Below are 20,771 nucleotides of genomic sequence, written 5' to 3'. Positions count from 1 at the left end.
TCCATTACCTGATGCAAACATCCAGAATCGACCGGATGTTGTTTCATCCCAAAAAGTATTCATCGCTCTGTTCAGCAGTTATGTCTTTACATTCCAGACTTGTTGCCTTCGACCAGTGTCTTGTCGAGTTGCTCCAGCTGGAGCGAGTTTTCTATGTGAAGCCGGATGACGCTTTGGCCTATCTCAAGGCCGGGTGAGGCATAGGTGTTGCTGTGGCGGCCCTCACCTTCGCCGTAGAGGCGCTGTTCGATACTACCCGGCACTTCCATGGCGCTTTCAACTGGCAGCTAAAGCAGTGCATACCTGTCACTGCCGCTCTGAATATCATCAGCTGGCTGGTCAAGCTGTAGCGCCACGCTATAGCCTGGGCGGATATGCCAGGCCAGCAGCTTATTGGTTTGCCTAGATGGCGATCCAAACTTAGTTTCCAACCAGGTTTTCACCTTGTACTTCATCTTTACACGCCTGCGAATAATCTAAGTTATTTCCTATTTTTCAGCAATATACAAACCACATGCACGTGCATAAAAACAGATATGTATCAAATTTCAAGAATGTTCTATTCACTATGGGTGCGACTTCCAGGGGATGCCGACAAGTGCCAACTCAGGGCCCAGTTGCGCGGGGTTAAAATCTCTGGCCTTGGCTTCTAACCCCCTTTGGGGCATTGGCGTTATATCGGTTAACGCCTGTCTTTGCAGACGATCATTTGGTTCTTCAAACCCTCTGTCGTAGATCAGACCACCTTTAGCGGTGAACAATCCCCTTTGATGCAAATAACCACTGCCGTTGTCATCAAGCCAGTACCAATACAATTTGATGTGCGCAGGAAGCCGCGCCTTTAAATCATCCAAAGCCTTGTCACGCTGCCGTCTTAATGGTTTTTTATCTTCTTCAGCAAAAACGTGAAATTCGACCTCAGCCTTGGTGCAAAGGTGCATCATTTCGGTCATGGTTTTGACACAACCGGCTCTTGTAGGGCAGATGAAATTATCAAACAGGGTGACTTTTTCAGCGTCTGTGAGTAGCGCCCTGGCCGCCTTGGCGAGACTATGGGCATCTTTTGGGTACTGGGTTTGGAATTGAAAATCCACATCACCCATCAGCTGTAAATCATTTATGAAATATGGTCTCTCGTCACTCACACCATCAATAACACGATGAAATGGGCGTTCCTGATGGCTACGCTGGGCTGCTGCACCCCAATTGTCACCATCAAACGCTCTGCCAAAGCCAACCAGACGCGAATCTTTAATACGCCTCAGCTTTTCAGTTACCCGATCGACATGACCGCCTTGGTCTGCCAAATTCCTTGAAACATGGGCATACCATTTGGCTGGAAATCGCGATAGCACAGCCCCTTTGTCAAACCCAATGCGCGCTTCGAGCAGGTTTAAGTCGGCAAGAGTTCGCACCTGTTCAGGTGCGACTGCAATTTCGAGATGCAACATTAAAACAGCTCCTCTCTACGTTCGTTGAAAAAGCCGTTTGGCCATGGTGCATCAAAATCACCTTCGTCTGTTGTTTTGATGGGTATCAGCCGGGTCTTACCGTCGAACTGCTCACAAAAGATGATTTGAATATCACTCTTATGACAAAGAAACGGGCTTTCAGCATTCAGTTCTTCATCCACCGTTTGGCGCCTGCGTTTAAGCAACCTCAGCATCAAATGCTCACTGTGGGTTTCAATTAAGAACATGCGCTCAGACTGGCTCTTACAGGCAGCCAGCATAATATCCGCCAGCGCGAGTTGCCAACGGGGATGGATATGCAGCTCTGGCTGCTCGCAGGACATGATTAACGATGTTTCAAGACTCGCCCCCACGACAAACGGGAATACCTGAGACACACCAACCCCAACATTAGAAGGTAAGAGATGTAATCCAGAACGAGTATTTCTTAGCCTAACCCGCTTGGCCTCTGAAACACCTTCACCAAATTTTTCAACATCAAACTCATAGCCAGCATTGAGCATCATCTCATGGTTAAAGAAATGGTTAACCTTTTGATGAAACCCTGCTTCAGCCAATGAAAACAAGTCCCAAGCAGCTTTGCCGCTGTACCAATCTGGCTTATGAATACGAGTAACAACAGTGGCATCTGCCGACGGGATGCCCCTCAGTGGTCCTATGTGAAACATCATTTCGAAGCGCTTAACCAGATGTTTCAAAGGAGCAAGAGAGGCTTGTGATATCGCGCCCTCTGCAAACAACTTAGCTGCCAGCGGGTGCTGCTCCCATACATCATCCCAGCTAAAGGGAACCTCAGATAAATCTATTCTTTGACCTAAAGGCGGCAGCGCGTCTCGAGATGAAATATAGAATGGTTCAAATATCCCTGACTTGAATGCATTCTCTATTGAGAATTCGTCTGCGACATGCCAGTCAGGCAAGGGCTGATATTGAGTCACCAGGGCTTTAGGGCGCCCTGCCTGAGCTTCGAACTTTACGTAAGTTTGCCCTTTGCTCTGACATTCATAACGACTCACAAAAACACTGTTTTTATATGAGTCCCAGGCTAAATCAAGCTCAAATGATATTTCGTCAGCTGTAGATTCAGGCCAAAAGCCGAGATGTTTTTCCAGCAACCAATCCTCTGGGGTTGTCAGGTAATTATCCCAAATTTCTTCATCATCAAACTCGAGAGTCGCACCCAACGTAACCACTGTATCCAAACGCTTACCATGTACCAGGTTTTTGAAGCCACCTAACCAAAGCTGCTCACCGGTGACGGCACTGTAAACAGGGTCGAAATTACGATTCACTAGTACTTCATAAAGATAAAGCATCGCGTGTAGCACAGTGCTCTTGCCGGTACTGTTAGCACCAAAAAGTAAGGTAATGGGCGCCAGCGGAATGGTGGCCTTGTTGGCAATCCCTTTAAAGTTACCTATGGTCAGTGACGTAATTTTCATGGTCCGTCCTTGGTTTTTGGCTTCGTTTTCGAATGTTGACGAAACTGTTAAATTATTAATATGCCGGCTTAATGCTGTGTGCGGTTCAGAATAAAAGCGCCCTAGGTGTTATGTCCTGACTTTTCTGGTTAGCAATGGAGGACTTCGGTGCGCTGCAAAGTCCTCGTTCATGACTCTCGAATCAGCTCAAAAGTGCTGTGCGAATGACCTTGCCTTGCTCATCGAATGTCAACCCGACTTTAATCTCGCCGGAATGCAACATGGCGTTTCTGGTGTCCTCAAGCCGGGCACAGCTTTCAGTGAACCAACGCTGATTTTCAGTTATCGCATGCAGACACACTTCGGTCTGATAACCAATATATTCGGTTCGTGTGTCCAAGGTCGCCCGCTCATTAAACAGTGCTTTGGAGAGCTGCTTATCTGCTTTGTCTATGAGTGTTGCTTTCAACTCACCTACCAGGTCGTTCCATGTACCCATTTCTACCTGGAGAGCGGTAAACTTTTCCCCGGCTGGGTCAATATACAACAGCATCGCTTTGGAAATTGCGCTCAACCTGAGCAGTAATGCATAACGGTCAGCAATTTTTTCAGCTTCCGCAATGTATTCTTTGAGCTTGTTGAACGTATTCTCGGTGCCAGCAGTATCCAGGCTTTGCATACTGCTAATATTCTTATTTAGTGTTTTCAAATCCTCAAACACTTTATTGCGCCAAGTGTGCGATTTCTCATTAATTGATTCCAGCCTATTAGCAATACTAACGGATAATTCAGCGGGAGAATTTAACGCAGTGATACAACGCTTAACTTCGCCGTAATAGTCTATGGCACCTTGTAACTCTGCAACATCATTGCTGTTCAGCTTATCCTTAATATCTTTCAACTGACCTTTGATGTCGTCCAGATTCTTCTCAATTGTTGCCAAATGTGACTGTGCCACTGCAATACTGAGCAAGTTGAATGCACCAACGGATAACTGTCTAAGCTTGCCTCCCTCAATAATTCTTCCTTTGCCCACGATTTTTTTGGTCACAGGGTCAATTGCATCCGCCAGAGTTTCACCAGACTTAGTGGTTAATATTTGATACGTTCCGTCTTTTAGACCTTCTGCTATCTTTGGATTGAAAACCACTTCAACGGTTTTACCCGGTACATTGACAGCCGCCTTTATAACATCCGAAATCAAATGTGTTGATCTCTGAGCCAGTTCTGAGCTCTGATCCAATTCAGTGCTCTTTCTCGGGAAACGCCTGATTTCAGTACATTCCACCAATGGACCTGCACCATCACTTTCAATCGTAAAATCAATACGCTCGACCTGTCCCGTCGTTTGAGAAGGCGTTAATACCTGCTGAATCACTTGAGTGTCGACTTTTAGCTGTGCCAACTCGCGTCTGCTTTTAAAGGTTTGGTAGACAAAAACAAGCAACAACAACGACAGTGCTGAAATCACAGCCACAACTACCGTATCCATTAACATCCCCATTAGTTAAAACTATTATTATCTCTGACTAAATCTCATTAATTTTAATTGGTTACATCACACTAATGCAACAAGAACCGAGCGTATTGGGTAACATTAAGCAGACAGAACCGCAGTGGTACTATCGTGTTGAGTTTGTCATCTGAGTTTGCGCAGCTGCCTGGCATGGTATCCCCTACTATAAACTGGGTCGAAATTACGATTTACCAGTACTTCATAAAGATAAAGCATCGCGTGAAGCACAGTGCTCTTGCCGGTACTGTTAGCACCAAATAGCAAGGTAATGGGTGCCAGCGGGATAGTAGCCTTGTTGGCAATCCCTTTAAAGTTACCTATGGTCAGTGACGTGATTTTCATGTTCTGTCCTTGATTTTTAGCTTCGTTTCCACATGTTGACGACGCTGTTTAGTTATTACTATGCCAGCCTAATCCTGTGCGATGTTCAGAATACACGCGCCCTAGTCAGCGATGTCTATCTGACTGACCAGCTCAATCCGACTAAATGCAGTTTGGCGGAGATTAGACCTTCTAAATGTCATTCTCCTATCTCTGGCCATTTCTACCAACCTGTTAATTTCATGCTTTCGCGCATTGTCCGTCGAGAACTGGCTTATACGTTCTTCCCATGGAACAACTACTGATTCAAATTCGATTTCATTATCATCGCTGTATCCAGAGCGGATTAGCCAGCCGCATATCCAGCCAAAGGAGTCAGGAAACGGCGATTTATCAATATCTCCCCCCAGCAAAAATGCTATCACCTCATTAGTGCAGCCAACATCCTGCTTAAATTGATGATAAAGGGCATTGTGCTCCTGTCGAAGCACTAACATGCACATCAGTACCACTGCATCAACGTATTGATTGCTGGGTATGGAGCGGACTACCAAACGCAATCTGGTGATCAATTGGTCGATGTCCCTAAGGGTGTAATTAAAGCGTTCACATAGCCAATGTAGCATTTCCTCAATAACACTATACTCATCCCGCCCTTCAGTACGTTTGGCAAAGCGACTTTGTAAATCCTGCTGCTGTAGCCGTACTTTTATGTACGCATTTCGATCTGGAATTCGCAGGTGATAGTCGAGATCAATAAAACGCTTGAGGTAATTAAGCCCGTCGAAACTTGGGCCATAGACACCCTGAATGCTCTTGCTGAGCTGGTCGCGGTTTACGGCAAGCACAAACACTAGGCGGTCGATATCAAACAAGTGCTTGATACGTTCCAGCACCTCGATGGCATAGGTGGGTTTGCAGCGGTCGAGTTCATCGATAAAGACTATCAGGTTAGCCTGATCATCAGGCAAGGCATCCAGCGCCACCGACAGCTGCTGTTTGAACTTGGCCAACGATTTTTGTTTCACGTTAAAGCTGTCTACCAAGCTACCAACAGCATCGCCAGTCAAATCGGCAGCAAGCTTTTCGTATTCCTTCTCAAGATCTAACGTACCAAAAGTAGCGGCTTTAGCGGCAGCTACAGCTGTCGCCTTGATAAGGCCAGGAGCGCAGGCTTTGGCTTTATCCCACGCCTCTTTTATCGCGGGTTTACTCGATTGTGACGTTAGCCAGTCATCCAGCACAGATAACATGGGCAGCAGCGGATCGTCGGCAAAGTCACTTTCCCAGGCATTGAGGTAGAGACTGACCTTGCCCTCCTTTTTCAGGAACTGCTGCCAAAGCTTGATAAAAGTGGTCTTGCCGCCGCCCCAGGGCGCATCGATGGCAAACACCAGCGGCGCCTCGGCGTTCAGCAGCACCGGGGTGAGGTTTTCAATCTCCCGGCTGCGGCCGAGCTTATCCGCTACGCACGGCCACTCACCTTCCGCAAAACTGAGCGGTTTGAACCGCAGTGGCACTGGAGTCTTGGATTTGTTATCTGAGTTGGCGCTGCTGTCTGGCATGTTCACATCCCTGTGGCTGGTTAATTCCGTTATGTTTTGTTGGCGATAAGATGGTGCTTCAAAGCTGGCCGCTAAAGGCTTGCTGACTTAGTGATAAAAACAAACTCTCAGATTGCGAAAGCGAGCATACCTGCCGCTTCCGTTTAGTCAAAAAATCTTTGAATGTTTCTGAATACTTCTCCTGAAGCGCTAACGGCGGTGCGGGTACAAGAAGTTTTTCAAGATTTCCCTTGCTTACCATGCCTTTCATGGCATTTGTGGAAATGCTTTGGATTAGCTTCTTGCCAAATAAAGCTACAGAATAGAGATATTCTGTTGTTGCCTCACCTTCAGGGACCAATGCATTAATCTGCTGATTAAACGATACCTCTCTGTCTGCAATCGCTGCGTTACCTATACACTGGGGGCTGCCTGCGATACATGTAATCAGAACTGAGCCTCTCGGAACACTTCGTCCTTTTTTTAAACCGGCATCGGATAAGAATTCTTCAGCTTCCGTCAAGTAGTGATCTGGAGTATTGATATTGTCAGACTTTATCCACTCAATGCTAGAACCGTAATTCTCGGGCTCCTGTCTCGATGGAGTATTTCCTGTCACAACCCTAGCTAGATCCTTAATTGGCTTAGTTTGCCATCCTTTCGGGTTGGTGGCTGGGTCGCCGAACATGTCGAGAAAGACGCTGCGCAGGAACTGGTCAGCGAGGTCGATGGCTTGCTGGCGTTTACGGCGCAGGGCGTCGGCCTTGTCGAGGATGGCGGCGATGCGCTTTTGTTCGGACAGTGGCGGGAGGGGGATTTCGGACTGTTTCACTATCCGGTCAGAAACTGCAGGGTAATTAGCGCCTGTAGCTTGCATCATCATTGATTCAACAAAATTAGGCGATTGAACCCAATAGAACAAATATCTACTGTCGAGCTTAGTAGGCTCAGGACGTAATACACAATATCCTGTGGACGCTGTTGCACCGTCTAATTCTTTAGTAACCAAAGCGACACCATTCAGATTAGGGCGCACTGTAGAAACCAATACATCACCAGTAACAATGAGCTGCCGTGCACGACTGGGAGCATCGGCGGGCGAAACCAGCTCAACACTTTCAAGCGCGATATTCTTGGACTCCTTATCTACCGAACTAAGATCCACATATGGAAAGTCTTCGGCATCTGGCTCTTGTTTGGGATTCCAAGTAGATACTTTTTTGACGCATTTAGAAATTTGAGTCAGGACGTAGTCCATTAAAGCATCTCCTCCAACGCTTGCAGATCCTGCTGGATCTCGGCTTCCAGCGCCTTCAGCCGCGCCAGAATGTCCTTGGGCGAGTCGTACTCTTCGGCCTGATACTTTTGCTCTTTATAGCGATTGAGGGACAGGTCGTAATTCTCGGCGCGGATGGCATCGGCCGAGACCATAAAGGCCTTCTTGGTTTTATCGCCAAATTCGGCCTTGAGGGCGGCGGTATCGTTGGCACGATAAAGTGCGCTGTAGCGGCGCCACTTTTCAAGTACATCGGGGATGTCGTTATCGGTAATGGCCGTGCGCTTGTCATCGAGCGAATAGCCATCGGCCTGCATGTCGTAAAACAGCACCTGGTCAGTATTGCCGCCCTTGGTGAAAATCAAAATCCCGGTGGAGACGCCAGCGTAGGGCTTGAACACGCCGCTTGGCAGGGAAATCATGGCCTCGAGCTGGTTATTGTCGAGCAGCTCCTTGCGCAGGTCCTTGTGGGCCTTGGAGCTGCCAAAGAGCACGCCGTCGGGGACGATGGTGGCGCTGCGGCCACCAAGCTTGAGCATGCGCAGGATAAGGGCGACAAACAGGAGCTCGGTTTTTTTGGTTTTAACGGTGGCGAGCACCTTGGGATTGACCGACTGCTCGTCCAGGCTGCCTTTAAAGGGTGGGTTGGCGAGGATTTTATCGAAAAAGTTGTGCTCCTGAGGCACACCTGCAAAGTTTTTATTGAGGCTGTCCTGATAGCGGATATTGGCGGCGCTGACCCCGTGCAGCAGCATGTTCATGGCGGAGACCCGCAGCATGGTGCTGTCGAAGTCGAAGCCCCAGAACATCTGGCTGTTGATATGGTCCTGATAGGGGTGCAGTAAATCACCGCTGTAGACCGGGTTGCCGTCTTCGTCGCTGTGAATACTCTCGGGGCTGCTGTGATTGCGGATAAGGTATTCCATGGTGCGGGACAAAAAGCCTGCGGTGCCGCAGGCTGGGTCACAAATCACATCGGTTGGCTGCACGTCGAGCATTTCGACCATAAGGTCGATAATATGGCGCGGGGTGCGGAACTGGCCGTTGATACCGGCGGAGGAGAGTTTACTGAGCAGGTATTCGTAGATATCGCCTTTAACATCGCTTTTATCCAGCGGCAACTTGTCGACCATGTCGACCGCGGCGCGCAGCACTGACTCGCTGCGGATTTCGACATCGGCCTCGGCCATAAAGTGGGCGATATCTGAGCCTGCCAGTTCAACCTCGGCAAAATGGGGGAACACCTTTTTACGCAGGTGCGGCAACAGCTCGGCGCCGGACATGTGGTTGAAGTTTTGCCAACGCAGCAACTGACCTGCCGGAGTTTCGGGGAACTGACGCTTAAAGGGCAAGCCGGTACGCTTGGCTTTGCGCTCGGCGGCGGTTTCCTGCATGTCGAGCATACGGGCAAACATCAGGTAGCTGATTTGCTCAATCACCACCAGCGGGTTGGTGACGCCGCCGGTCCAGAATTTTTCCCAGAGTTTGTCGATATCGTTGCGCAGTTGTCCTGTCAGCATAGCTCTCTCTTGTTGTTGACGGGTGGCGTTGCCCTGCCCGTTTTGGTCATTCTGGTTGCCAGCGCGGTAGCTAAAACCACAGTGGTTGCCGTTCTCATTTTCGCCATGATGGCGCTGCACAGTATCCGAAAGGTGCAGTTGGCATGTGGCCAATTCTACCCGTTTCAAGCTCGGCTTGGGGTGTTCGCAAGCTTATGACACCGCCGAATGTTCAGCTTTTAGTCGATTTTCACTTTTAGTCGTTTTAGCCGCTCTCGCCGAGTTGACCCTGAAAGCACTTGGCTTACATTCTCGCATTCCTGTAATACCAGTTTAATTGGGCAACAGGTAAGGCTTTAGCAGCGACTGCAGTTCCTCAATATTGGCCTCGGGGAAGATATCAAGGCCCTCGCCATCGGTCAGGCGCTCAAAGGGGCCTTCGTACAGATCCTGAACCTTAATGCGCCCCTGACGGCAGATAACGCTTTTCAGCTGGTTGATAAACTGCACCTGCTTATAACTCAGCGGATGGGTTTGAATGAATCCGGCAAAGCGACTGTTGACCTCCTCAGGCTCAAGCCCCACCAGCTGCGCCAACGTATGGCCAAGCTCCTCAGGGGTACGGCCATAAAAGGCATTTAGGGCGTTAAGATCCACTCCGGGGTGCTGGGTGAGGATGATAGAAGCGAGTGATTTAAGCTCGGCCTCGGTAACTGGCTGGCCTTGATGAATCTTTTGCAACACAGGCTCGGTGGCCAGCATAGTATTAACAATGGTTTTAAGGCGCTCGCGGTAGGCTAAAGCCTCATTGTTGCCACCAATTACCACTGGGCGGTCATTCACCTGATAGTCAGTATCTTGGGTATGAGTAGTTGGCGTGCCAACAAGGGGCCCAGGCCCGGGCTTTTTGTACTTCATGATTCCGCGCAGGCTTTTGCGGGTGTTCTCGAGGGCGTCAAGGCTTAGGTTATTCCAGTAATCAGCGCTTTGTACTTTGGCAATTTCCGCGCCCATGTTACGCACGTGGTGGATGGTAACAGCCAGATTTTGCAACGCAGCAATCAGCTCAGCCTTGAGGTTTTCAAGCTCGCTGCTGCCACTTAGCAGCGCTGTTTGCAAACTGGCGAGCAGTCGGTCGAATGCCGAGGCATCTTTATCTTTGAGTTTGCGCTGCCCCATAAGCGGCGCGATTACCGATTCCAACTGGTGTTTGGTGGTGCCGCTCATCTCGAGCAACTTATCGGTTTCCTGCAGCTCTTTCACTAGGCGCAGATTACGACGCACGGCGATGGCCTCATCGGGCAGATCGCAAATATCCGCTTTGAGCTGGCTGCAGGCAAGTTCATAAGCCTGTACATGTGCTTTGCTTTGGGCCTCATTGGCAAGAGCCAGACGCGCCTCAAACAGGGTTTGCAACAATGAGCGGCTTTGGCCTGTATCGGCCTCGACATACTCTTCGTCAAAGTAAGCAAAGTTGCCGTAGTAATCAAAAATCAGGAACTCTTCTTTATGTTTGCCTGGGCCAAACAGATCTGGGCAAAGGCGTGTGCCGCGGCCAATCATCTGCCAAAACTTAACCCAAGACTTGACCGGGCGAGCAAATACCAGATTAACCACTTCGGGCACATCGATGCCTGTATCCATCATGTCGACCGAAATAGCGATACGAAATTCACTGCCGGCCTTTTTGAACTCATCGATACGTGCTTCAGGACGGTCAACCTTGTTGTGAATGACCTTGCACACCTTGCTGCCGTGCTGGGGATAAAGCTTTTCACAAAACAGTTTTTCGAGATGTTCTGCGTGGCGCTGATTCTGGGCAAAGATGATGGTTTTACCCACCAGCGAGTTTGTCGCATCCCTGATGCCATTGTCCATCAGGTTTTCGAGAATGGCGGTATCAGTTGTCACACTGAAAATCTTGCGACCTATGTCCTTGCCCTTAATGGTGGTCTTTTGCGCTTCTTCTTGACCCAGATCCTGCTCTAGCTGCGCTTGCTGCTCTAACGTGAGATCCTTGTAATGAATACCTTGCCTTAAGAATTCACTAGAGCATTCTTTGACTCGGAACGGATTGAGGAATCGCGGCTCGTGGCTGATGGCTTCGGCCAAATCAAAGTTAAAGCTGGGGTCGCCATTTTCACAGCCAAAGAGATCGTAGGTATTGCGGGCAATAAACTTGACCGGTGTGGCCGTGAGCCCCACTTGCATGGCATCGAAATAATCGAAGATGTCCCGGTAGCGGTTATAGATACTGCGGTGCGATTCGTCGGCAATGATAAGGTCGAAAAAGCCTACATCAAGCTGGCTGAAGCGGTTCATCATGCCGGGATAGGTGGAAACGAACACTTTTGCCGAAGCATCGATTTGGTTTTTCTCGCCAATGACACATCGCGGCTCGGACGGCAGAAAGTCTTTAAAGGCTTCGTCGGCCTGACGACGCAGCTCTTTTCTGTCGCACAAAAACAGCACCCTTTTTACCCACTTGGCCCGCAGCAGCAGCTCCACCAGCGCAATGGATACCCGGGTTTTGCCAGTACCTGTTGCCTGGACAATCAGCGCCTTGCGCCTTTGCAGCTGAAATTTGGCTGTAACGGCTTTAATGGCCTCAACCTGATATGGGCGATTGTGACCGGCAATATTGAAATCAGGGTTCAGCAGTTCGAGATTAGGCTCTTTATATTTATGCTGGTATTGCAGGAATTTAAGGCTGTCTTTGGAATAGAAACCAAACACTTGACGATAGGTGTTGTACTGCTTGGTATCCCAGATACAGATTTCATAGCCATTAGTGTAAAACACAATGGGCGTGGGGCAATTGTGCTGCTTTGCGAGACCTTCAGCATAGTAACGAGCCTGTTCACGCCCCTTTTGCAAGTTTTCGCGGGAGCGTTTGGCTTCAACCACCGCCAGCGGTGTGCCATCGTCATCCCAGAGTACATAGTCGGCAAAACCAGTACCACTGCTGGTTGGCTGATGCGCGACTGGCACCTCAATACCTACGTGATCAGGATTACTGATATCCCAGCCTGCTTTGGCCAATTGAGTATCAATGAGAAGCTGACGGGTTTTGTTTTCATCCCACTGCAGGCTGTTGGCAGTTTGGGTACTGCGAGCCTTGGCAAGACGAAGTTCTTCGTCGGTAAGCTCGGCACGGTTTTCTGCCTCGATACGTTTTTGGCGCTCAAGCTCAAGCTCTTTCAACAGGGTATCGTGCTGCTGGCGGTTTTGCTGTAGTACTTTGTCGAGCTGTTTTTGCGTCAGTGCGACTGCACTGCCTGGTTTTTCGGGGTACTGAAGTTCAGCCAGATCGCCGGCATGAAACCCGTAGTAGTTTACCGCCATGTAGTTGGACAAAGCATGGGCGGTACCCAGTGCTGCGTAGGCTATTTGCAGTGAACCTTCAGCCCCATGGGCAGTAAGATTGCCTTCTACCCGCAAAAAATGCAGCTGATCACGTAGGCGCTGCTCGGTAACGTGAAGGAAGCCATCATTTTTTAGTAGCTCGATAAAGCTGGCCTGAGGCAGCTTTTGAAGACCATCAATGACGTAAATCTCTCTTGTAACTTCTTCGGCAAAACTTCTTAGCCGGGTAATAGCGCTGCCTGGATCCAGATGTAGGATTTGCTCTGCAAGTGCACCAAGATTCGCGAGCTTTTCGTTGTGACCACGAATGAGTTCGAAGTTTAAAGATCCCGTCATTGAAATAGCTACCTCCCTATAAGACTTTGAGTCTTATACCAGAAATTATTTATTATCTCGACGATTTGGCGCCGGATTTGTGCAAATTTTCTCTATCCGTTGTTTGACAAACTCCTGAATGATAAGCGTAACCGATCAGGATTAAACATTGAGGGTAAATAAGCTTGTGAAATGACCTTTCTTTATTGCCAGCTAAAAGCTTTAAAGACGTTGATGGAAGCAGTTACACAGATGTCGCACGCTAGAACTCAATCAAATCCGGCTGCCCACTTAAGGCGACTCGGTATCTCTGCCCCTGAGCCTCTGAAGTCGACAGAATTGATAACCTATCTGCTGTAGCTATAGGTAACGCTCTCTTTAACTTGCTATTGATCGTGCTACATATAGGTTGCAAAAATGCCCTCTCCATCCCTTTGAGCTTTTGCAGTTCATGGGCTTTAAAATCCTCAGGAGTAATACCGAAGCTCTCGAACACTCGAGGGTCTTGAGACAAAGTCGAGAACTGGGTTAAAAAAGTTTGGCTGTGGGAGGGGTCATCATCAAAGTAGCGGTCTACCCGCAGCCCTGACTCACCCTTTTGGTAAAGCCACAGGTAGAAAGCCAATTCCTTTGCGGTGAGCTTAATCTCGACGCCCAAGGTTTCTATGGTTTTGGCTTTAAGATTGACTTTTATTGACAAGGTTTGGCTTTGTCCGGCATTCAACAAGGCTACAGTTTGGCTGAGTGATAGGTTTTCCATCGAAGCCAGCAGGCTAGGGTCAATGGAGTGTCGCATTCTAACAAACGGAATTTCCGCCAAAGTAACTTGGGCTTTACTGACATCTATCTCGCCTTGTCCATTCTTACCCGTGACCCATTTGGTTGACTTTGTAGGAAACCAAAAATCACGCACAAACTCAAAGTCATCATCGACAAACACATGGCTTAACGTGTCTTGATGCCGACCAAGGAGCGACATGGCATAGCCAGTGTAAAATGCCATGGTCTTGCGCCCACCCGCGAGTGATGTATGAAGCGCAATGTTGGGATCGCTGGTTAACCTGAAGAGTGTCTTGGTAATGAAGTCTGCCATAAGGCTTTGGTCGTCAACGGTTTTAGCATCATCAACCTGATTACCGTCATCATCTTCAATCAACCAGATATGGGACTCATCGAAACGAAAATCGGGAAGCTGATATTCGTCTTTTAGTGCCTGTAAATGACCATCGCGAAACAGACCATTCATCAGCAACGGCTTAGCTGAAAGCGTAGTGATGACAAACACCTCCTCCGGGAACGGCTTGCCGCTCTGGTGGATGGCATACAGGGTTTCTGTCAATACCTGAGGGCTTGCCCCTATGGTTGCTAATAGGATGTTTTTCATAACGTTCCGTGTTTTACTGGTCTTCTAGGCATCATCTTCAATCACCTGAAAATTCTTGTACTCCCGGAAGACATCTGCTGAAACATCCTTGGATTGCTTTCCCTGCCCTGATGGCTGTACTACAAACCTGATTGAGTCCTGTAGTTGGACTTGAGATCTTTCGTAATCCTCGCCTATTGGAAATGTAAGTGAAAACGGGCTCAGTGCCTCAGCAAAATGCTCAACTATTAAATCCCGACTTTTAAAATCATCATTATCAAGCTGGGACATTTTCGCGAGAATAGCTGTATCAATCATTGTGCCGGACAACCAATAGGAGGCAGATGAGTAACCAACGCACCACCTGAGGTTGGAATCCTCGATGCATGCTTGCATAGCGGTCACGTTTTCTCCAACGTAACAAGAACCCAACAAAACCCCAGTTATATTGTATGCTCTCGATTTACTGGCTACAGCGCTGAGCGCATCTAATAGTTTTATTCCTTGAACTTTATCCTTATAGCCATGAGCAGCGATGTAAACAATGGTATTCAGGAATTTTGTTTTACAAAGACAGTCGAGCGCTTTACCGAAGCTGCTTTTATCATAAAAATTTGCCAGATACACTTCTGTGTCACCTGCTAATTTCGCAACACCATCCACAAACGGCAGCACACTGGTGCGATTAGAGTCTTCGGAGTCGATTTCCCAAGGTGCTTCCAAAACCAAAATTGCCCGGGTTGCATTTTGATGTCTTGCCATATTAAAAAACCCTTATGTAACCTACTAAATTATAATGACTTACTATGAATCATTACGTGAAACTAGTCCATAGAGACAGTGATTGAGCACCGTAACACGACTTTAACTAGGAAGGGCTTCGAAGCCTTTAAGGAGCATTTGGGTTAATGCCGTGTCAGTAACGTTGACATTTCATTCCTCAATGAAATGGGTATCTAGATACTGTGGTGCTCAGTAAGACGCTGGCGGAGCGGACGAAGCTATCAGTAGAACGCTTATGACATCTTTCTTCGTGACAGTGACGCAGCTCAGCACCAGCTGAAGTTTGGGGCAAGCGTGGTACAGCGCATCCAAAAATTCGTGCATTAATCCCAGTGAAAAACCTTCAGGTACAGAAAAGTGAATCAAGACATCCATAACCATTTGGGTATTTATCCCGGCAATCAGCGGCGCACCTGAACTGCCGCCAAGGGCGCCAACCAACAACACCGAGTCCGATTCTTTGATGAGTTCTTTTGCATCATTAAGTCCATGTTCATCAAATGTCGCTTCACCATTATTCTGCAGCCCGTCAGAGTTAACCAAAAGGGTGTTGGCATAGTCGATGGTACTCAGCAGGCTTGACTTACGACTGGCCAAAAGCCCATCCACTTCGGTGTGATTTTTCTTAACCAGACTTGCGCCAATGTAAGAACCAAGATCGCCCACGCCAATTACCAGAACCCGAGGCGTATACATAGTGAGGGCGAGATTATCAGCGACTAAAAATACTGGCTCGTTATCCAAGTAACAAACAGCCTAGCCCACAACACCCGATTGTCCAGAGCAGAGTCAGCTTGCTTCTTGAATAGTTCAACAATGACATCCCAATCATCACAAAACTCGTACCAGTACCTAGTCTTCCCTCAATAGCATCGAAACCCTCGGTAACTAAGCTAAAAACAAATCCCTGCTCCAAACATAAACCGCACATACCCTGCTCCTTATTCATTTTACGGATTAAGGATACAGAGCAATGCGTCAACTTGAGTCGCACAAGTACAGGAAGGCAAATCGACTGAGCGCGAATATAATACCAATTATATTAATTATGTGATCTAATTGGTCATCAGTTTTTAATCATACAAAATATGAATCATCCCCACATCGCAGCCTTAGTTAAATCGGAGAAAAGTGCACGCAAACGTATGCGCTATCTTGCCTTACTCCATTTCACTGAAGGTCATTCTCGTACCGCCATCGCAAGCATGCTTAAGGTCAGTAGAACCAGCGTCAATCGCTGGGTCTCCGCCTATTTAACCCATGGGCTGACTGGCCTTGACGATGCACCCAATCCGGGCCGTCCTGCGACACTCTCCAGACCACAGCAAGCTAAGCTTAAAGCCTTCGTACAGCACAGCAGTCTATCTGAACAAGGTGGCAGGTTGATGGCCAAGGATGTCGGCCTGTTTATTCAGTCTGAATTTGGCGTGACGTTCAAGCAAGCAAATATCTACCGCTTGCTGCATCAACTTGGCTTCTCATGGATTAGCACTCGCTCTCGCCACCCGAAACAATCTCAGGCTATACAAGAGGCTTTTAAAAAACTTCCGCATGGCAACGATCCTTAACACACCTGGGCACGTTGCACTCGATCGCATGGTTTCAAGATGAAGCCCGCTTTGGCCAACAGAATACCACCACCCGTATTTGGGCTGAGAAAGGGACCCGTCCACGGGCCGTCAAGCAGCAACAATTTGAATATGTGTATCTATATGGCGCCGTGTGTCCGGCAACGGGGGCGACACAAGCGATTATTGCCCCGCATGCCAATAGCGAATATATGCGTGAACACTTAAAATCGATCTCGGCCGCAACAGAATTTGGACGGCATGCACTGGTCATCATGGACGGTGCGGGCTGGCATCAACAAGATTTGGCCGATGACTTTGATAATCTGACGCTTCTCAAGTTGCCGCCTTATACCATTCCGCATAGAAGTCTGATCTAATAGCAAGCAACCCAACAGCTTAAAATTGGATTATGAAACCTGAAACCGCTGAAAGTCTGCTTAGCCTCTCCAAAAGAGAAAAAAATCCGCATAAGCGCATGCGATTGCTCGCTGTATCGCTATTTTTGCAATGCCATAACCGCACTCAGGTGGCAGGCCAGTTGAAGGTGGCCAGATCTAGCGTCAACTTATGGGTCTCCAGCTATCTTGGGCAAGGACTGGCAGGACTTGAAGATAAACCACGCTTAGGGAAGAAGCCGTCATTGTCAAATGAGCAAAAAAGGAGACTCGCCAGATACATTGAGTTTAAAGCACAATCAGATGAGGGCGGCAGACTCACTGGGGCCGATATCCAGCAATACATCTCGAGTGAGTTTAATGTCGAGTACCATCCCAATCACATCTAGAAGCTACTCAAGAGCATGGGATTCTGTTGGATAACCAGCCGCTCCAGGCATCCAAAACAAACTCAGAACTTACAGGACGCTTTTAAAAAAGTTTCCTCTGGAAACGATCCTTCACGCTCCCATTCATATACAACCACACCAGATTGATATTTGGTTTCAGGACGAAGCCAGATTCGGCCAGCAAAATACAACGACACGACTTTGGGCCCCCAAAGGCAGTAGACCAAGAGCGCTAAGACAGCAGCAGTTTGAATATGTACACCTCTTCGGCGCTGTCTGTCCTGCAACAGGAGAAACTGAAGCCATCATCACGCCATTCGTTAATAAGGACATCATGCACCAGCACTTGGAGCCGATTGCAAAACGCACCAAACCTGGCCGCCATGCTGTCGTGGTAATGGACGGTGCGGGTTGGCATACCAATGACATTGCTGCTGATATCCCCAACCTGTCGATACTCAAACTGCCGCCATATTCCCCAGAACTAAACTCCATCGAACAGGTATGGAGTTGGCTGCGCCAACATTATCTCGCCAATCGTTGTTTTAAAGGATATGAGGACATAGTGGATGCCTGCAGCCAGGCATGGAACAGCTTTATCAGTTGTACAAAACGCGTGGTAAACTCGGGAGTGGGCGAAGGTGACTGAACTTTAATGCGGAATGGTATTATTCATAGCAAGGACAGCGTAAAAAGTTTGTGCACAAGAGGCTGGGCTAAAGTGGTCAAGATCTGATGCGGATTGGTATGACATGACCTCCGGTCAAACACAGTACAAAGTCACCATATGGTCACATTTTGGTCACGGTCACAAAGGGAGGAATGGGATTGTAAACGGATTAAAATCAAAAAGCCCATGCTAATTAATAGCATGGGCTTCATGAATGTTGGCGGAGCGGACGGGACTCGAACCCGCGACCCCCGGCGTGACAGGCCGGTATTCTAACCAACTGAACTACCGCTCCAAATTCTTCCATATCCCAATATTTGACAGGTATCTAACCCACTAACCCCAGCGTGACAGGCCGCTGATGTCAAAACGATAGTCTAACCAACTGAACTACCGCTCCAAATTCTTCCATATTCAAATATCTAACGAGTATCTAACCCACTAAACACAACGTGACAGGCCGCTGATATTAAAACAGAACGATAATTCAACACACTTATCAAGGCTCTGCTTAAGATGCGAAGAATAATACGGTTGAGCCCTGCAGGCGTCAACCGTTTTTTTACTTCGATTTATCATTTGATTAAAAAAAAAGCCAAATCAATTGCAGACCTTGATTTATATCCCAAATATCGCTGCAACGTTCCAGTTCAAAGTCATAAATCAAACATATTGAGCAACGCTTGGCTAACGGTCTTTATCTGCCTCATCTGGCATAGTGAGATCGATTTCATCTAATGAAGGCGCTGCGGGTGGATTTGCAGATGCTTCATTCAATAAACGTAACTCCGCGGCAGCTAAGGCCTGCGCCAAACTTTGACGCTTACGCCACACAATTAATCCCACCACGCCTAAGACTAATAAGATAGCGTTGACTGTAATGATCCAGAACATCGCATCTTTCTTCGCAAGCTCTTCTTCCTCTGCCGCTTTTTGTGCAGCAACAGCAGCCAACTCTTCGGCACTTGGTGGTGGTTCTGGTGGTTGAATTAAGTTAAAGAAAAGCTCAGGTAAATCCAGCACGATTTCACGACCAGTGACAGTCGTCGTCGCCACAAAACCTTTAATTCGATAACTACCAAACTCTGTCACTGTAGGTAAATCTAATTCAGAGTCAGGCTCAGTGAGACCATTAACAACCAAAGGCAGTTGCAAGCCAGCAGGGCCGACTAACTCAAAGGAAAAATGCGTCTCAGCCAGCTGCAACACTGTCTTATCCACGTGTAACATGACTTTCCATTGCCCTGTTAGCGGATCGTCAGGGGTAATAACTTCTAGATTAATTGGCCGAGGTGACAATTTAAACGGGAATGAAACCTGCCGTTCAAACACATTATTACGTGCCTGCACGACAAACTCATAATCACCCCAAGGCTGCTTTATATTGATATTGCTGGTAAATACACCATCGTCGGGTTTTTCATCGTAATCTTCACCATTGTCTTTATAGGAACCAACAATAATGTCACCCGCGGCAAAGTTTTCATCGCCCGCCTTATGTTTACTCACAAAATGTGCCGTCCATTCGACTAAATAATCTAACCCAGGCATACGCACACGCTGCTCGTCACCCATTAGCTGCGCGACAATTTTAACTTGTTCACCTTGGAAGATTGGCTGCGGTAAAGGCTGGACTTCGATTTCGAGTTTAGAGAGCTTCTTAAGGGTTGAACCTGAGACAACCTTGCCCACCAACTGCCAAGGTCCGGGCTGTGGTGACTCAATGTAAATAATATCGCCCGTTATACCATCAACCCACTTAACGGTTGCTGGATGACGATTGGCATACCATTTACTGCCATCGGGTAACACTATGACCACGGGCGCAGAGCCATATTCACGCTCCACTAATAAGGTCATGTTATCGACCATATGATCAATACGAAAACGGTTTTTAAGCTCGGAAGCCGTCTCCAATCCTACAATCGGCGTAGCCTTAGGTGGCTTGACGACTTTTTTAGCGGGATCTAGGTCAGCGGCCAATACACTCGCCACACTTAATAACAGCGTAGTGGTAAGCAGGCAAAAAGCTAAAATGGGTTTATGGCGCGACATCGGCATAGTAATTCTTCTATCCTCTCCAGAGGCATTTACCTGATTTTGCGACTAAATCAAGGCGTTGTTCATGCATTGTCAGTTCATCGGCCGATGCGCCAATCACTTTAAGATTAAGTGATTGTGGATCAAAACGTTGAATCCCCCCCGCTTCCTGCCCCGCTTCTTCATTAGACAAATTAAACTTTGTCTGTCCGCCAGTCATGATCAGATAAACATCGGCGAGGATCTCGGCATCGAGTAATGCGCCGTGGTACTCGCGGCGAGAAGTATCGACGCCGTAACGCTTACAGAGCGCGTCGAGATTGTTTTTCTGACCGGGATGTAAAAACTTAGCAATCTCTAAGGTATCGAGGATCTGACAAATATCAGCGGTTTTCGGACCACGCGGCTGCAGCAGTGAAAACTCATGATCCATGAAATTCACGTCGAAGTTCGCGTTATGTGCGACGATTTCAGCGCCGTCGATAAAGTTGATAAACTCTTGAGCAATTTGATGGAAACGCGGCTCTTTAGCCACGCGCTCATCGGTAATACCGTGAACAGCGATAGCTTCGGGATCAATTGCTTGACCTGGATTGATATATTGGTGGTAATAACGCCCCGTCAAACGACGGTTTACCACTTCCACACAACCAATCTCGATGATCCGATGACCTAAATAGATGGCGCCGCTGCCCTGGTTCATACCTGTGGTTTCGGTATCTAAAATAACCTGACGGCTAGCATTAGAGATAATATTCATGTTTTTATGCGCTTCTTATGACAATTTTTAGTTATACTCGGCCGAAATTCCCGGCTATGGTAACAATTTG

The 20,771-nt window shown here is 47.9% G+C and carries 14 protein-coding genes, 1 tRNA gene and 2 pseudogenes; 2 read left to right on the top strand and 15 right to left on the bottom strand.

Features of this window, described 5'->3' with window-relative positions; all coding sequences use genetic code 11:
- Positions 1-86: 86 nt before the first annotated feature.
- From L5M18_RS01145 to L5M18_RS01090, 12 genes are all read right to left on the bottom strand, one after another.
- Positions 87-269, bottom strand: a complete 183-nt coding sequence (locus L5M18_RS01145; RefSeq protein WP_263195750.1) for a hypothetical protein — start codon at positions 267-269, stop codon at positions 87-89.
- 297 nt (positions 270-566) lie between these two features.
- On the bottom strand, positions 567-1,451 hold the full coding sequence (locus tag L5M18_RS01140; protein WP_263195749.1) for a hypothetical protein: 885 nt from the start codon (positions 1,449-1,451) through the stop codon (positions 567-569).
- The gene (locus L5M18_RS01135; protein ID WP_263195748.1) at positions 1,451-2,914 is read right to left on the bottom strand and encodes an AAA family ATPase; all 1,464 of its coding nucleotides are present in this window, start codon (positions 2,912-2,914) and stop codon (positions 1,451-1,453) included. Before L5M18_RS01135 ends, L5M18_RS01140 begins: the two co-directional genes overlap by 1 nt.
- Before the next feature lie 181 nt (positions 2,915-3,095).
- Positions 3,096-4,385, bottom strand: a complete 1,290-nt coding sequence (locus L5M18_RS01130; protein ID WP_263195747.1) for a hypothetical protein — start codon at positions 4,383-4,385, stop codon at positions 3,096-3,098.
- Between the two features lie 147 nt (positions 4,386-4,532).
- Complete coding sequence (locus L5M18_RS01125) at positions 4,533-4,751, bottom strand: ATP-binding protein (RefSeq protein ID WP_263195746.1); 219 nt, start codon at positions 4,749-4,751, stop codon at positions 4,533-4,535.
- 101 nt (positions 4,752-4,852) lie between these two features.
- On the bottom strand, positions 4,853-6,295 hold the full coding sequence (locus L5M18_RS01120; RefSeq protein ID WP_263195745.1) for a KAP family NTPase: 1,443 nt from the start codon (positions 6,293-6,295) through the stop codon (positions 4,853-4,855).
- A 58-nt stretch (positions 6,296-6,353) separates the two neighbouring features.
- Positions 6,354-7,532 carry a restriction endonuclease subunit S gene (locus L5M18_RS01115; protein WP_263195744.1) on the bottom strand — a complete coding sequence of 393 codons (1,179 nt, stop codon included), beginning with the start codon at positions 7,530-7,532 and terminating at the stop codon, positions 6,354-6,356.
- Positions 7,532-9,223 (bottom strand): class I SAM-dependent DNA methyltransferase, encoded by a 1,692-nt coding sequence (locus tag L5M18_RS01110; RefSeq protein ID WP_317629889.1) that lies wholly within the window; start codon positions 9,221-9,223, stop codon positions 7,532-7,534. The genes L5M18_RS01115 and L5M18_RS01110 overlap by 1 nt, the downstream gene beginning before the upstream one ends.
- A 159-nt stretch (positions 9,224-9,382) precedes the next feature.
- On the bottom strand, positions 9,383-12,751 hold the full coding sequence (locus L5M18_RS01105; RefSeq protein WP_263195743.1) for a DEAD/DEAH box helicase family protein: 3,369 nt from the start codon (positions 12,749-12,751) through the stop codon (positions 9,383-9,385).
- Between the two features lie 241 nt (positions 12,752-12,992).
- Entirely contained in the window at positions 12,993-14,114 is a 1,122-nt protein-coding gene (gene csm6, locus L5M18_RS01100) for a CRISPR-associated ring nuclease Csm6 (protein ID WP_263195742.1), read from the bottom strand.
- A gap of 24 nt (positions 14,115-14,138) precedes the next feature.
- Positions 14,139-14,855, bottom strand: coding sequence for a hypothetical protein (locus L5M18_RS01095; protein WP_263195741.1), 717 nt, complete (start codon positions 14,853-14,855; stop codon positions 14,139-14,141).
- Positions 14,856-15,065: 210 nt separating this feature from the next.
- Positions 15,066-15,620, bottom strand: a complete 555-nt coding sequence (locus L5M18_RS01090) for a hypothetical protein (protein WP_263195740.1) — start codon at positions 15,618-15,620, stop codon at positions 15,066-15,068.
- A gap of 344 nt (positions 15,621-15,964) precedes the next feature.
- On the opposite strand from L5M18_RS01090, the pseudogene L5M18_RS01085 reads away from it, so the two are divergent.
- Together L5M18_RS01085 and L5M18_RS01080 are read left to right on the top strand one after the other, a co-directional pair.
- Positions 15,965-16,800, top strand: a pseudogene (locus L5M18_RS01085) (IS630 family transposase); the annotation flags it as partial.
- A 56-nt stretch (positions 16,801-16,856) separates the two neighbouring features.
- Positions 16,857-17,880: pseudogene (locus L5M18_RS01080) on the top strand (IS630 family transposase).
- Between the two features lie 239 nt (positions 17,881-18,119).
- On the opposite strand, the gene L5M18_RS01075 reads toward L5M18_RS01080, so the two are convergent.
- The 3 genes from L5M18_RS01075 to dnaQ all read right to left on the bottom strand — a co-directional run bounded on the left by L5M18_RS01075 (position 18,120) and on the right by dnaQ (position 20,701).
- Positions 18,120-18,196 (bottom strand) — tRNA-Asp (locus L5M18_RS01075).
- A gap of 392 nt (positions 18,197-18,588) precedes the next feature.
- Positions 18,589-19,962, bottom strand: coding sequence for a TIGR03503 family protein (locus L5M18_RS01070; RefSeq protein ID WP_263195739.1), 1,374 nt, complete (start codon positions 19,960-19,962; stop codon positions 18,589-18,591).
- Positions 19,963-19,972: 10 nt separating this feature from the next.
- On the bottom strand, positions 19,973-20,701 hold the full coding sequence (gene dnaQ / locus L5M18_RS01065; protein WP_173496648.1) for a DNA polymerase III subunit epsilon: 729 nt from the start codon (positions 20,699-20,701) through the stop codon (positions 19,973-19,975).
- Positions 20,702-20,771: the final 70 nt, after the last annotated feature.

Source organism: Shewanella sp. SM20 (genome assembly GCF_025654545.1).
Taxonomy (GTDB): Bacteria; Pseudomonadota; Gammaproteobacteria; order Enterobacterales; family Shewanellaceae; genus Shewanella; species Shewanella oncorhynchi.
This window is presented reverse-complemented; position numbering and strand designations above follow the sequence as displayed.

Excerpts from the sequence above, each read along its gene's own strand:
- L5M18_RS01145 (WP_263195750.1), bottom strand. The coding sequence starts at position 269 with ATGGAAGTGCCGGGTAGTATCGAACAGCGCCTCTACGGCGAAGGTGAG.
- L5M18_RS01140 (WP_263195749.1), bottom strand. The coding sequence starts at position 1,451 with ATGTTGCATCTCGAAATTGCAGTCGCACCTGAACAGGTGCGAACTCTT.
- L5M18_RS01135 (WP_263195748.1), bottom strand. The coding sequence starts at position 2,914 with ATGAAAATTACGTCACTGACCATAGGTAACTTTAAAGGGATTGCCAAC.
- L5M18_RS01130 (WP_263195747.1), bottom strand. The coding sequence starts at position 4,385 with ATGGATACGGTAGTTGTGGCTGTGATTTCAGCACTGTCGTTGTTGTTG.
- L5M18_RS01125 (WP_263195746.1), bottom strand. The coding sequence starts at position 4,751 with ATGAAAATCACGTCACTGACCATAGGTAACTTTAAAGGGATTGCCAAC.
- L5M18_RS01120 (WP_263195745.1), bottom strand. The coding sequence starts at position 6,295 with ATGCCAGACAGCAGCGCCAACTCAGATAACAAATCCAAGACTCCAGTG.
- L5M18_RS01115 (WP_263195744.1), bottom strand. The coding sequence starts at position 7,532 with ATGGACTACGTCCTGACTCAAATTTCTAAATGCGTCAAAAAAGTATCT.
- L5M18_RS01105 (WP_263195743.1), bottom strand. The coding sequence starts at position 12,751 with ATGACGGGATCTTTAAACTTCGAACTCATTCGTGGTCACAACGAAAAG.
- csm6 (WP_263195742.1), bottom strand. The coding sequence starts at position 14,114 with ATGAAAAACATCCTATTAGCAACCATAGGGGCAAGCCCTCAGGTATTG.
- L5M18_RS01095 (WP_263195741.1), bottom strand. The coding sequence starts at position 14,855 with ATGGCAAGACATCAAAATGCAACCCGGGCAATTTTGGTTTTGGAAGCA.
- L5M18_RS01070 (WP_263195739.1), bottom strand. The coding sequence starts at position 19,962 with ATGCCGATGTCGCGCCATAAACCCATTTTAGCTTTTTGCCTGCTTACC.
- dnaQ (WP_173496648.1), bottom strand. The coding sequence starts at position 20,701 with ATGAATATTATCTCTAATGCTAGCCGTCAGGTTATTTTAGATACCGAA.